Below are 13262 nucleotides of genomic sequence, written 5' to 3'. Positions count from 1 at the left end.
TTCTTATTTATATAATTAGCTTTTATTGAGTTAAAGACCAATATGTAAAACCATTATGTTCTACTACTTTTTCGAAACCAAGTTTCTTCAAAAGATTAATTGATTTAAAATTATCTGAGAAAGATTTTGCTGTTACCTCTTTCACTATTTCTTGAGAAAATGCCCATCTAATCAATTCTGTGCACGCTTCCTCTGCATAACCTTTCCTTCTCTCCTCTCTTATTATTCCATAACCAATATCCACATTTTCATCCGCTGCATTAAAACCTTTAAAACCTACATCACCAATTATTTCTTTTGTATCCTTTTTAATAATCATCCACGATTCAAACCCCGTAACATAATTATGGATTAACAATTTTTGAATAATCTTAGGTATTGTATCCATCATATCTTGATCGGGCCAATCTTTTCCTTTTAGAAACCCCTTCTCTTCTAAAATACGATAATCATTGTACAACATATCTTCGCAAATATCAATTGTAAATGGCACGAGAAGCAAACGTTCTGTTTCTAAATTATCTATAGTAATCTCTTTTATTTTCATTCTTTAATTAAAATGCAAGCAGTAATTTTTCAATATAACAATTAAACCAGATAAATAAACTACACCAAGATTTATCTCATCAAATATTTTGCAATTATCGTAAAATACTTCTTTTAAATCACAAAAACGATTCAATATATTTTATATTTGTACAGAACAATAACAATTATTTCTTTGTCAATTTTGCAAAAGAAATTTATCTTCTATTTTATTTAGATTACATGAATACAGCAGAAATATTCGAACAATTTCTAAAATCGAAAAACGTTACGACAGATACACGTAACATCTCAAAAGATTGTATCTTTTTTGCTTTAAAAGGGGCAAATTTCAACGGAAATACATTTGCACAAGAAGCTATAAATCAAGGTGCAATGTTGGCAATTGTAGATGAAAAAGAATATGAAAATAACAATCAAAATATTTTTTTAGTTCACAATGCTTTAGAAACTCTACAAGACTTAGCAAGAATGTACCGAAAACACCTTCAAATTCCATTTATTGGTTTGACAGGTTCTAATGGAAAAACAACAACAAAAGAATTAATTTCGGCTGTTTTGAAAGAGAAGTTTAAAACGCATTATACATTCGGAAATTTGAATAACCACATTGGTGTTCCTTTAACGATATTATCTATTCCAGAAGATACAGAAATCGCTGTGATTGAAATGGGTGCAAATCATCAAAAGGAAATCGAATTGTTAGCCTCTATTTCTCAACCAGATTTCGGTTATATCACCAACTTTGGAAAAGCTCATTTAGAAGGTTTCGGTGGAATTGAAGGCGTGATTAAAGGAAAATCTGAATTGTATGATTTTCTTAGAGCAAATAAAAAAACTGCATTTGTCAATTATAACGATCCTATTCAAGTAGAAAAAACTGCCGATATTAACCGAATCACTTTTTCTGATCAGAATAATACAGATGTACAAATCGAATTAATCGAAAACAAAACGGAATACCTTGCTGTTAAATACAAAAATTTAGATATTCATTCTCATTTGACTGGAAATTATAATTTTAGTAACATTTCATGTGCGATTGCTATTGGTCAATATTTTGGAATAGATGCTGAATCAATCAAAAATGGAATCGAAAATTACTTTCCTTCAAATAATCGTTCGCAAATTATCAATAAAGAAAATTATAAAATTGTGATGGATGCTTATAATGCAAATCCAAGTAGTATGGAAGCTTCACTCAATAATTTTGTCAAATTTGAAGGTTCTAAGACAATTATAATTGGTGATATGTTCGAGCTTGGTGATGAAGCTAAGACAGAACATCAACGTGTTTTAGACTTGGCTGAACGTTTAAACTTTGATCAAATCTTTATTTTAGGACATCATTTTTCTGAAACAATTACAACAAATCCGAACGTTAAAAAATTTGAAGATCGCAAAGCTTTCGAAAAATATTTGATTGATAATCCTATTAAAACTAAAAATATTTTAATAAAAGGTTCTCATGGCATGAGACTTGACTTACTTGAGAATATCTAATTGCAAAATGCTACTACCTATGTATAAATCAATCATCATTTCCTTCATTTTATCGTTGTCTTATGTTCATTCACAAAGCATTATTGATTGGAATAAAAATGAAAGATTGAAATACGAAAACTTTAAAAAGAAGCCTTTTCAAACAAAAATACCACAAGGTTTTCTTGATTCGAAATTAGGATGGCAAATTGCTGAAACGGATGGAGAAATTCCGAAAGTAAAAGTTTTTAATCGTTTTGATGAAATTAATTCTTGGATTTCGATAAAACATGTAGGAATTTTAAATGAAATGCAATTACAATTTGATCTTTCTGAGCTATACGCCCGAAAAATAAGAAAAGACTTTGAAGAACTTCAAGCTAAAAAAGTAATGGATAAAAATTCTTATCGTTCAAAATTTTTATTAAACTCTAACAATTTAAAAAAAAGATTAAAATCTATGGCTAGTGTTTCTATTAATCAACCAGATTTATATAATTTATTAAACAAGCAAATTCAGGATTCTTTATTCATCTATAAGTCTTATTCGAATTAGCTTAATAGCTTGATGTTAACCTTTTAATAAAATATAATTAAGAGAGTAAAGCTATTTTTTTGTAACTTAGCTCTCTTTTTAAATCATTCAATATGAAAAAAATAGTTTTACAATTTAGTCTGTTTTTAGTTGGAACAAATCTTTTTGCTCAAGCTCCTGCTAATTACTATGACAATGCAACAGGTAGTGGTTATACCTTAAAAACACAACTATATAATATTATTAAAAATCATAGTACAAAAAGCTATGATGCTCTAAAAGGGTTATATAGACAAAATGATTCTGATAATGGTTTTCAAGATAAATATTATGAAAAAGATAATTCAATTTTAGACATTTATTCAGAAAACCCAACAGGTACTGATCCTTATAATTATACACCTGGTCAGAAAGAATGTGGAAATTACAAATATGAAGGAGATTGTTATAATAGAGAACATTTAATTCCACAGAGTGTTTTTAGTAAGGCATCACCTATGGTATCTGACCCTTTACATATATGGCCAACAGATGGTGTAGTAAATGGAATGAGAAGTAATTATCCTCACGGAGTTGTAGGAACTATAGATAAAACTTCTCAAAATGGCTCGAAATTAGGGAATAATCTAAATTCTGGTTATTCATACGGATATTCTGGTACAGTTTTCGAACCGATAGATGAATTTAAGGGAGATATCGCTCGTGCTTATTTTTATTTCGCAACACGATACGAAGGAAATGGCATTCAGAATTGGAAATATGCGATGTTCAATGGATCAAAAGATAAAGTTTTCACAGATACTTTCTTAAAAATATTAATAACTTGGCATTTAAATGATCCAGTTTCTGATCGTGAAAAAGACATTAATAATATTGTGTACAGGTACCAAAAAAATAGAAATCCTTATGTAGACCATCCAGAATTTGTAGAAAAAGTTTGGGGATATAACTTAGGAACAGGAGATTTTGAATACCAAAAACGTGATGATATCTCGGTTTATAATAAAACAACTCGTTCTGTAATTATTAAACTTGAAAATAATGCAAAATCAATTCAAAAAATTTCGGTTTTTAATTTTAATGGGCAATTGATTAATGAAGTTCAAAATTCTGCTAATCAAAAAGAAGTTGAAGTAAATTTTAAAAATCCAGGAGTTTATATAATTAAAGTAGTTGGGTCACAAATGGAAATTAACAAACGAGTTGTAATCAAATAACAAAACAGTCAAACGTTCAACATACAAATCCTTCGCAGAAAAAGTGAAGGATTTTTTAATAATTGAAAAATATGAAATAATCTTTTATTTTTATCATACCAAAATCAGTAGTTCTACAATACTTGTATATTGTTTTATAACAAATAAAATAGATTTGAATGGATTAGAATTATATTTTTGATAAACTAATTATTATTTAGTTCAATCATCAACTAAATCGTTCATAATAACATTATAAATGAAAGAATTCAATATCCATAAAACGTAATTTATACATTCTCTATTATTTAAACTCAACACTATTATAATCAACACATTAAATATCTATTAATTAATTTTTAAATGATAAAAAATTAATTATAATCTATTTTGTCCACCTTTTGTCCCCCTCAATTTTATTCAACGTAATTCAATAATTGATAAATTCGTAACAGAAAACGAAATAAACAAATTATACTTTATTAATAGCAGTTATTTATTTTGAAAATTCCAATAAAATAATCAAAACTATAAACATAACTTAAATTTATATAAATGAGAAAATTTATACTTTTTTTGATTATATTGGGATGGTCTCAATCAAAAGCGCAAGTTGGAATTGGTACAAGCACACCAAACTCAGCAACAATACTCGACATTTCTTCTACAGACAAAGGAATTCTTATTCCCAGACTTACAGAAACCGAAAGAAATACGTCGTTAGCTGATAACGATGTCAATACTGTTCCACCAGCTGGAGTTGTAAATCCTAATTTAACGGTAGGAACTTTAATTTTTAATACATCTGAAAATCGTTTTGAATTTTGGGATGGGACACTTTGGAGACAACTGTTTGTAACAACAAGCTCAGCAGCAGGAAATGATGGTGTAGTAAGAATAGATGGTGGGCTAAATGGAACTAAACCTAGTCTTGCTTTTGGGGAAAATAATGGTTTTTCTAATACAGGTACAAAAAAACTTGCTTTTGGGGAAAATAATGGTTTTTCTAATACAGGTACAAAAAAAATTGCTTTTGGGGAAAATAATGGTTTTTCTAATACAGGTACAAAAAAAATTGTGTATACAACTCCTTTAACATTTGCTCCCTCTCCTACAACTAGTTGGCCTGAAACAATCACAAATCCTACAGATGCTGATATATATCTAGCAGCGTCAAATAAATTTAGAGAAAACCCAATAAAAGGGCAAGTACATTTATGGCGATTAATAATTAATTTAACTGCTGGAGCTAATTCTGCTGGAGCAGTAAACGCCATTATGAAAAACCCTAGCTCAGGATTTATTATTAATTCTATTCAATTAATCCCAGCCGGTTCTGCTTCAGGAAGTATACTAACTTTTTATTTTTATACAATTGCTGATGATCAAAGTTTAGATCCTGGAAGAGGGTATGAATTTTATCTAGATGCCAATAAAGCTGTTACTGCTACAATTGAGTCTATAACAAGGGTTTCATTATTTAAGGATTAAATTTTTCTTCATAGTTTTTTTCAATAAAAGGGTTTTTAGTTATAGAACCACCTAACCTATTTAAACTGGCTAGCTTTTCTAGAAATAGAAAAGCTGGTTTTTTATTTTACATAATAAAAATTAGAACCTATTCTAAGAACGATTATAATTAAACTTATGATTCTACGCATAGGTATTGCTTTCACATAAGGTTTAAATTGGTACAACTTATTACATCACAATAAAAAAATCTACAATGAATAATTTACTCAATGAGCCTGGACTTCAGCTAACAATATTACTTCTCTTTATTCCATTATTTTTTGCATTAATTCTTGTGTTAGTAAAAATAAATGCTTTAATTAAGAATGTATTGCGAAAAAAAGAGCTTAAACGAATCTATGGAGAGTTAAAAAACTTGAATCCTGAAGATGTTTCTGCACTTGAAAAACGGAAAAAAGAATTAGAATTTCAACTCTTAGGAAATGAACTTTCGTTAAATACATCCGTTGAAGATCCAAGAGGACTGGTGGATCAAATGAATGAAATACATGATATTCGATTTTTACAAAGCAAACGACAAGAAGGCAAAAGCATCTTAATTCCTACAAACGAAAAAAAGATTATCCTTTGGTTCTTAGGTTGTAGTATAGTTTGGCTTATTTTAGGCACAACAATTGGCGAATATTTAGGTATAAAATTTGTTGCGCCCGATGCTGATCATGTAAGTTGGCTAAGCTTTGGGAGATTAAGACCTGTACACACCAATATCGTGTTTTGGGGTTGGGCTTCTATTGCGATGGTTGGTTTTTCATATTATGTAATTCCTCGTGTTGGAAATACGAAAATATATAGCATAAACCTTGCTTATCTCTCATTAATATTACTTAATTCTTCTGTCTTAATAGGAAGTATTTGTTTAATGGCAGGTATTAATAATAGCGGTGGAGAATATAGAGAATATGTTTGGCCAGTAATGCTTCTATTTGCTATCGGAATTCTTTTGAGTATTTTCAATCATTTTCAAACCATTTCGTCTAGAAAAACAGAAGAAATTTACGTATCCAATTGGTATATTGTTTCTGCAATGATGTTTGTTGTTGTCATACTACTTGTAGCCTACCTCCCTTTCTGGCAAGACGGTTTGGGTGAGACAATTACGCAAGGGTATTATATGCATCAAGGTGTAGGAATGTGGTTTATGTTTTTTAACCTTGGATTGATGTACTATTTCCTTCCACAAGAATTAAACAGTCCTGTCTATTCATACAGCTTAAGTATACTTGCTTTTTGGACACAAATTTTATTTTATACGTTGATTGGGACTCATCATTTTATATTTAGTGCCATTCCATGGTGGATGCAAACCATTGCTATTGTTGCAAGTGTAGGTATGATAATTCCCGTAGCAGCAGGAAGTATTAATTTTATGATGACTATTAGAGGATCTTGGCATCGTTTAAAACTGAGCTATGTATTACCTTTTTATGTGGTATCCATCATTTTCTATTTTACAGGATCAATGCAAGGGACGGTTGAAGCCTTTCGAATAACTAATCTTGTTTGGCATTTCACTGATTTTACGGTTGCGCATTCTCACTTAACCATGTATGGAATTATCACATTTATGTTATGGTCGTTTACCTACACACTTGTTCCAAGGATTACTTCTCACGAACCTCCAAGTATTACGGTGGGTATTCATTTTTGGCTTGCTTTAATAGGTTTGCTTGTCTATACTATTTCATTAATGATTGGTTCAACAGAAAAAGGATTATTATGGATGGATAAAAAACCATTTCTTGATGGAGTGATTTCAATGATGCCTTATTGGTTATGGCGAGCGATTGGTGGTACTATGATGTGGATTTCTCATTTTGTGTTTGCATATAATTTTTATAGAATGATTAAACCTAAAAAAGAAATAAAAATTCCAGAATCACCAACTGAACTTTTAGATATTATTCACGCAAATAAAACTACAGTATAATGGACTTCTTTAATAATCATAAAAAACTATTTCCATCGGCATTGGCATTTTTTGTTTTTCTTACCTTAATTATTTGTATTCTTCCTGCCTTCAAAAACGAAAAAATAAATCGACCATTGCCACAGAGTCAACCTCCTACAGCAGAAGAAACACATGGAAAACAAGTTTATATCAGAGAAGGTTGTGTTGCTTGCCATACACAGCAAATTAGAAATGTCGACATGGATCAAGTTTTTGGAGATCGACCAAGTATTGCTGCGGATTACGCTCGAAATAAACGTATCAACTTTTTTCAGAATACGGCTACTTTAATGGGAACTGAACGAACTGGTCCTGATTTAACTAATATTGGAAAAAAACAACCGAGTTTGGAATGGCAATATTCGCATTTATACAATCCTCGTGCTGTTGTTCCCGAATCTGTAATGCCTTCTTATAAATGGCTTTTTACAACGAAAGATTTTCTTGACGAAGGAGAAATGGAAGTCAATGTTCCTGATGAATTTAGAATTGGTGTCAAAGGAAAAATTGTTCCTACAAAAGATGCGAAAGATTTGGTCGCTTATCTCTTAAGTCTTCAACAAGTAAAACTTGCAGAAGATGTAGAACCTGTAAAATTTTTATATAAAAAAGAGAAAAAATCGAATGGTAATTCTACCGATACTAATCTACCAGATGGGGAAGCGTTATTCGGTACCAATTGTGCAAGTTGTCATCAAGCAAATGGCGAGGGATTACCTGGCGCGTTTCCTCCTCTTAAAGGAAGTCCTATTGTTATGGGGGATAATTTAGAATTGTATATCACCATTATTATGAAAGGATATGACCCAAGACCAGAGTATGCTTCTATGCCTGCTGTAGGTGACAATGCAAGCTTTACTCCAGAAGATGTTACAGCGATTATAAATTACGAAAAAGCAAGTTGGGGTAACAGTGGTAAAAAAGTAACAGTAGAAGAAGTGAAAGAAATAATGGATAAAATCAAATAAAATGAGACAAATTAAATATAAAATAGGACTATTATTATTACTTGGATATGGATATGCAAAGGCTTGTGATGCTTGTAAACTTCAACAACCAAAAATCACACAAGATTTCACACACGGAACTGGTCCCGAATCTAATTGGGATTGGTTCATCGTTATCCTAATAACGATTATAACATTATATACATTGTTCTATTCATTCAAATTTCTTATAAAACCAGGAGAAAAAGATAAAAAACACATCAAAAATATTGTTTTAAAATTTTAAGAAAAAAGAAATCATGACAAAAGAAAAAAAAATAATCGTTTACCTATACATCGACGAAGAAGAAAAACCAATTGCTGAATTGGTTCCTCCTGTAACTTTTAAACTTGATACAACAAAATTAACAGATGGTGAACATCTGCTTAGAATAGTTAGTAAATTCGAGAAAAAAGAAGGACTAAAACTTATCAGGTTTACTGTTTCGAATGGACCAATTCTTCATATAGAAGGACTTTCTGATCAAGAGAAAGTGAATGGAATACTTCCTCTAATGATCAACGCCTATGATACAGGAAAAAATCAAAGTTTTATAATTAAAGGGAGCGAAAATCCAAGGACTATTCCTATTTGGGTTTGGGTATTTATTATTGTATTTGTTGCTTGGGCAGCTTTTTATATCATACAAAATTTTAGTCTTTAGCAATCAAAATCACTTTACCATCTCTTATTTTGAGCTGTCCTTTTTTCTCTAAATGTTTGATTGTTCTTATAACAGTTTCAACACGTAATCCGGTTAAATCCCCTAATTGTTGACGAGATAAATCAATCAAATATTCTGTATCTGTATTTTGGTTGTGACTTCGTAAATAATCCAATAGTTTGATTAATCGTCGTTCGGGACTTTGAGAAGAAATCTCTGGTGCCATCACCGATTTATAATACAAACGACGAGCAAGACTCTTGTTCACAGCCAAAGAAACTTCTGGATGAGATTGCAATAATTCGTAAAAAGAATCTTTAGCAATCTGAATTATTTTCCCTTTTGTGACCGCAATTGCATTTGCAGGATAAGGCTCATCTACAAATAAAGGTGGCTCACCAAAACTCTGATTTTTAGTGAAAATATTCTGAATAAACTCTTTCCCTTCGTCCGAAAAATTATTCATTTTCACCTTTCCCTCCAACACTTGATAATAATAGGAAGGAAAATGACCTATCTCAAAAATAATTTCACTTTTTCTTAAATCTCTAATTTCTCCACCAAATTGGATTAATAAATCTTGATTAATCATAGCTTTAAATAAATTATCAATATACCTAAAAGTACTTATTTACAAACTATTTTTTACTTTATTTTTTAATTCAGGTAATACATTTTCTACAAACCATGGGTTTTTGTTCATCCAAATAAAATTGCGTGGTGATGGATGAGGCAATGGAAAATAACGTGGTAAATATTCCTTAAAATTCAATACATTTTCTGTAATATTTTTGTGCATATTCCCTTTCAAATAATACTTTTGAGCATATTGACCGATCAATAAAATCAACTGAACTTCTTTCATTTCATCCAATAAACGCGCATGCCACAAGGGCGCACATTCTTTTCTTGGTGGAAGATCTCCTGATTTCCCTTTTCCTGGATAACAAAATCCTATCGGAACTAATGCAAACAATTCAGGGTTATAGAATTGATCTTTTGTTACATTTAACCATTTACGCAACTGATCTCCACTTGGGTCATTCCAAGGCACACCTGTTTGATGCACTTTCAATCCTGGAGCTTGCCCAATAATTACAATTTTAGAGTTAGGAGCTGCCTGAACTACTGGATTTGCACCAAGAGCTAAAAAAGGTTCGCACACTTTACAAGCTCTAATCTCTTTTAATAATTCATCAAACATATTTTTATAATTTATATCATTTAAAGATAATCATAAACCATTACAACTAAAAATTATGAAAGCTTAAAAATGTATCAAAATATATAAATTAAACGGCTAAAACAAAAGAAATTATAAAGGATAATTGAACCTTATTTATCTAAACAATTCTAAAATCTCCTCCAATGTTACTTTTCCAAAATAAGCCGTGATATCAACAGAATTTAAAATTTTCGTAATTTCAGTTTCATTATGTTTTACACCAATTAATTTATTCTCCAAATCTTCTATCGGTTCCGAAGCAAAGAAATCTCCGAAAATTTTGGCTTGTTCTATTGTTCCGCCTCGTTCTACATCCAAATGAACTTCGATAAATCCAGCAGGAATTTTCTTTGCATTTTTGAAATTATATTTTGGTGAAAATCCAAAATTCCAATCCCAGGTTTGGTATTTTTCTTCGATTAATTTTGCAACACCATTCAAATCTTTTGGTGTTAAATTGTAAATTGATGAACCTTCGTTTGTTGTTAACATTTCATCAATCAACAAGGCTTTCAACTCGTCAGTGGTCATTTCATTCGGAAAATATTCAATCAAATTAATCACTCGTGCTCGATTAGATTTAACTGCTTTATCCACATATTTTAAAGGATTGATTTTTAACGCATCGCCTAAAACAGACATATCCGAATTAAAAAGAATTGTTCCGTGTTGTATCATTTTTCCATTTCGAGCCAACTTTGCATTTCCGCTAAACTTTTTACCATCAACCAATAAATCGTTTCGACCTTCTAATTTTGCTGGAACATTTAATTCATTTAGTAACTTAACAACAGGTGCTGTAAACGTCGAAAAATCCATAAAATCATTTTGACCCAACAAGGTATGGAACGAAAAGTTAAGATTTCCTAAATCATGATAAACAGCCCCACCACCCGACATACGACGCACCACTTTTATGCTATTTTCTGTCACATAATCCAAGTTGATTTCGGCTAACGTATTCTGAAATTTCCCCACAATAATAGATGGTGCATTGATATATAATAAAAAAATATCTTCTGTAGGATAATTGTACAACAAGTATTCTTCTAAAGCTATATTGAAATATGCATCATGAGAAGGAGAATCTATAATAATCATTTGAAAAAATTTTGGTAAAGTTAGGCAGAAAATCCGTGAAAGAAAAGAGACAACTTTTCTGAAAAAGTTGTCTCACCGCATTTTAAAAATATAAACTATTAAAAGAGAATTAAATGTTTGTCATCATTTAAATTCCTGTAAACTTAACTCCTAAACTCATCCAAGTCGATGGCAACGGAATAGCTACTGCTTCGTTATACGTGGTATTGAAAATATTTTGAGCATCAAAATAAATTCCTAAATTATTCTTGAACGAATGACTTATTCTTGCATCAGTAATCCAATATGATTTATAGGATTGACGTGTATTATAACGATTCGCGATACTTATAGTAGTACTTCCAATAGAGTAATCTATCGTATTGATTAACTGATGTTTTAAACTTTCTATTTTATATTTAGAATTGTATTGTTCATCTACATTTTCGAACGTAGGATCAAGATAAGAATAACTTAATGAGAATTTCAGACTTTGATTTGTTGATAGGTTCGCTAAATATGACACCTTCGTATTAAAACCATGTGTTTTCAAATCGCCAAAGTTTTGTGCTTGCCATGGCTCATTCGTTGTTAAACGTACCCAATCGATAAAATCTGTAATCGAACGATAGAAATAATAGGAATTAAAACTCCAATTTCTCTTATTGTATTTGAAACCAATTTCTGTTTGAAATGCCTTTTCTGATTCTACATTTGGATTTCCAATATTTCCAGGACGTTGATCCAAATATAAATCTGTAAACGAAGGAATTCGCTGACTTGAACCTGCATTTACTACAAATTTTAAGTTAGAATTCATGGCATAGCTTGCATCAATACCAGGGAAAGCTTGCCATCCATATTGTGAATTGTAATTAACATAAGTACCAACATTTACATTTAGTTTTGGTGTAAGATCTGTTTTGTATTCAGCATAAAAACCAACATTATCACGAGTATGATTTTTGATACTTGTCGAAGAAATTTGTTCATTTCTGTACTCTACTCCTACGCCAATTTGTCCTTTATTCAATTGATAGGTTGAATTTACTTCTCCAGAAATTGAATTTGAATAGTGTTTAGAACGAGCTGTATTCAAGTCATTCTTAAAATAACGATAATCATCAAAGTTGTAACGATAACTCACTTTTGGGGCTAAAGTTATTCGATCAGAAAGTTTATGTTTTGACTGAAGATTAACCAAAGTGGTTTCAACTAATTCTTTCGAATTTTTATCACCTGGTGATGCGTAAAAACCATTCGCTCCAAAGCCATTTTTCACATAACCATACGATGCAACCAAACTATTTTCTTCATCAAATTGGAAGTTACCTTGGTAATACAATTTATTATTCTCATACGCTGTATTGTAACGGTAACCATTCCCCCAATCATGGCTTACATACAATTGATGTTGATGCGTTTCTTTAGCTAAATTAGCTCCAAGTTGAACACCGCGACTTGTAAATGTATCGCCAGTATCTTCGCTATCTTTTTTAAAATTCGTTCCGAAATAAGTATTCGCATAAAGACCTGTTTTCTTTGGTTGTCTCGTTACAATATTGATAACACCAGTCAAACTATTGTTTCCATAAACTCTTGCTGCTGGACCTCTTACTACCTCTATTCGATCAATCGCTTCAATAGGAATAGGAAGATTTAACGCATTATGCGCAGTTTGATGGTCCATGATTTTTACACCATTCAACAAAATAAGTGTTTGTTCAAAACTTCCCCCATCCATCGAAATATCAGCTTGCGTACCAAACGGACCACGTTGTCGTAAATCAATTCCAGATGCATATTGCAAAACTTCTTGAATTGTTTTTGCTGGTAACTTATTAATCTCTGTTTTATTTAAAACATATATATTTCTATTTTCTTTAGAAAGTGGTGTGTTTAGACGATTATCTAAAATAGATACTTCTCCAATTGCGATTGTATCATTTGTAATTTGGGCAAAAACACTATTGCCTAATACAGCTAATACGAGCGTAAACTTTTTCATTCTTCTTAATCTTTGTTCTTTTAGTTTAACTGCTGCGAATGTAGTATCTTTCCGAACT

13 protein-coding genes are annotated in these 13262 nt (G+C 30.9%); 8 read left to right on the top strand and 5 right to left on the bottom strand.

From position 1 onward, the window contains the following. Positions 1-22: 22 nt before the first annotated feature. Entirely contained in the window at positions 23-547 is a 525-nt protein-coding gene (locus HX088_RS05560) for a GNAT family N-acetyltransferase (protein ID WP_171623622.1), read from the bottom strand. 221 nt (positions 548-768) lie between these two features. Between HX088_RS05560 and HX088_RS05555 the strand changes: the two genes are divergently transcribed. From HX088_RS05555 to HX088_RS05520, 8 genes are all read left to right on the top strand, one after another. Then, on the top strand, positions 769-2049 hold the full coding sequence (locus tag HX088_RS05555) for a UDP-N-acetylmuramoyl-tripeptide--D-alanyl-D-alanine ligase (protein WP_286483641.1): 1281 nt from the start codon (positions 769-771) through the stop codon (positions 2047-2049). A 19-nt stretch (positions 2050-2068) separates the two neighbouring features. Further along, a complete protein-coding gene (locus HX088_RS05550; protein WP_284583754.1) occupies positions 2069-2584 on the top strand; it encodes a hypothetical protein in 516 nt (171 codons plus the stop codon). Positions 2585-2676: 92 nt separating this feature from the next. Next, complete coding sequence (locus HX088_RS05545) at positions 2677-3780, top strand: endonuclease (RefSeq protein ID WP_286483640.1); 1104 nt, start codon at positions 2677-2679, stop codon at positions 3778-3780. 534 nt (positions 3781-4314) lie between these two features. Next, positions 4315-5250, top strand: coding sequence for a phage tail-like protein (locus HX088_RS05540; RefSeq protein ID WP_286483639.1), 936 nt, complete (start codon positions 4315-4317; stop codon positions 5248-5250). Between the two features lie 235 nt (positions 5251-5485). Further along, positions 5486-7219: a cbb3-type cytochrome c oxidase subunit I gene (locus tag HX088_RS05535; RefSeq protein ID WP_284583756.1), complete on the top strand. Its 1734-nt coding sequence runs from the start codon at positions 5486-5488 to the stop codon at positions 7217-7219. Then, positions 7219-8208, top strand: coding sequence for a cytochrome c (locus HX088_RS05530; protein WP_171622810.1), 990 nt, complete (start codon positions 7219-7221; stop codon positions 8206-8208). Before HX088_RS05535 ends, HX088_RS05530 begins: the two co-directional genes overlap by 1 nt. A 1-nt stretch (position 8209) precedes the next feature. Next, positions 8210-8473, top strand: a complete 264-nt coding sequence (locus HX088_RS05525) for a hypothetical protein (RefSeq protein WP_260543301.1) — start codon at positions 8210-8212, stop codon at positions 8471-8473. Between the two features lie 13 nt (positions 8474-8486). Beyond that, entirely contained in the window at positions 8487-8891 is a 405-nt protein-coding gene (locus HX088_RS05520) for a cytochrome C (protein ID WP_225539745.1), read from the top strand. Here the strand turns inward: HX088_RS05520 and HX088_RS05515 are convergent. The 4 genes from HX088_RS05515 to HX088_RS05500 form a co-directional block, all read right to left on the bottom strand. Beyond that, the gene (locus tag HX088_RS05515; RefSeq protein WP_171622807.1) at positions 8881-9483 is read right to left on the bottom strand and encodes a Crp/Fnr family transcriptional regulator; all 603 of its coding nucleotides are present in this window, start codon (positions 9481-9483) and stop codon (positions 8881-8883) included. The two genes, HX088_RS05520 and HX088_RS05515, sit on opposite strands and share 11 nt — an antisense overlap. Before the next feature lie 39 nt (positions 9484-9522). Then, on the bottom strand, positions 9523-10095 hold the full coding sequence (locus tag HX088_RS05510) for a uracil-DNA glycosylase family protein (protein WP_171621771.1): 573 nt from the start codon (positions 10093-10095) through the stop codon (positions 9523-9525). A 135-nt stretch (positions 10096-10230) separates the two neighbouring features. After that, on the bottom strand, positions 10231-11217 hold the full coding sequence (gene lplA, locus HX088_RS05505) for a lipoate--protein ligase (RefSeq protein ID WP_286483638.1): 987 nt from the start codon (positions 11215-11217) through the stop codon (positions 10231-10233). 127 nt (positions 11218-11344) lie between these two features. Then, positions 11345-13204: a TonB-dependent receptor plug domain-containing protein gene (locus HX088_RS05500; RefSeq protein WP_286483637.1), complete on the bottom strand. Its 1860-nt coding sequence runs from the start codon at positions 13202-13204 to the stop codon at positions 11345-11347. Between the last annotated feature and the right edge of the window lie 58 nt (positions 13205-13262).

It is taken from the genome of Empedobacter sp. 225-1, from assembly GCF_030328185.1.
GTDB lineage: Bacteria > Bacteroidota > Bacteroidia > Flavobacteriales > Weeksellaceae > Empedobacter > Empedobacter stercoris.
The sequence above is the reverse complement of the archived record's forward strand: the minus strand, read 5'-3'. Positions and strand labels throughout refer to the sequence as shown.

What these genes read in the sequence shown, in the direction of transcription:
- HX088_RS05560 (WP_171623622.1), bottom strand. Translation starts at nt 547, where the DNA reads ATGAAAATAAAAGAGATTACTATAGATAATTTAGAAACAGAACGTTTG.
- HX088_RS05555 (WP_286483641.1), top strand. Translation starts at nt 769, where the DNA reads ATGAATACAGCAGAAATATTCGAACAATTTCTAAAATCGAAAAACGTT.
- HX088_RS05550 (WP_284583754.1), top strand. Translation starts at nt 2,069, where the DNA reads ATGTATAAATCAATCATCATTTCCTTCATTTTATCGTTGTCTTATGTT.
- HX088_RS05545 (WP_286483640.1), top strand. Translation starts at nt 2,677, where the DNA reads ATGAAAAAAATAGTTTTACAATTTAGTCTGTTTTTAGTTGGAACAAAT.
- HX088_RS05540 (WP_286483639.1), top strand. Translation starts at nt 4,315, where the DNA reads ATGAGAAAATTTATACTTTTTTTGATTATATTGGGATGGTCTCAATCA.
- HX088_RS05535 (WP_284583756.1), top strand. Translation starts at nt 5,486, where the DNA reads ATGAATAATTTACTCAATGAGCCTGGACTTCAGCTAACAATATTACTT.
- HX088_RS05530 (WP_171622810.1), top strand. Translation starts at nt 7,219, where the DNA reads ATGGACTTCTTTAATAATCATAAAAAACTATTTCCATCGGCATTGGCA.
- HX088_RS05525 (WP_260543301.1), top strand. Translation starts at nt 8,210, where the DNA reads ATGAGACAAATTAAATATAAAATAGGACTATTATTATTACTTGGATAT.
- HX088_RS05520 (WP_225539745.1), top strand. Translation starts at nt 8,487, where the DNA reads ATGACAAAAGAAAAAAAAATAATCGTTTACCTATACATCGACGAAGAA.
- HX088_RS05515 (WP_171622807.1), bottom strand. Translation starts at nt 9,483, where the DNA reads ATGATTAATCAAGATTTATTAATCCAATTTGGTGGAGAAATTAGAGAT.
- HX088_RS05510 (WP_171621771.1), bottom strand. Translation starts at nt 10,095, where the DNA reads ATGTTTGATGAATTATTAAAAGAGATTAGAGCTTGTAAAGTGTGCGAA.
- lplA (WP_286483638.1), bottom strand. Translation starts at nt 11,217, where the DNA reads ATGATTATTATAGATTCTCCTTCTCATGATGCATATTTCAATATAGCT.
- HX088_RS05500 (WP_286483637.1), bottom strand. Translation starts at nt 13,204, where the DNA reads ATGAAAAAGTTTACGCTCGTATTAGCTGTATTAGGCAATAGTGTTTTT.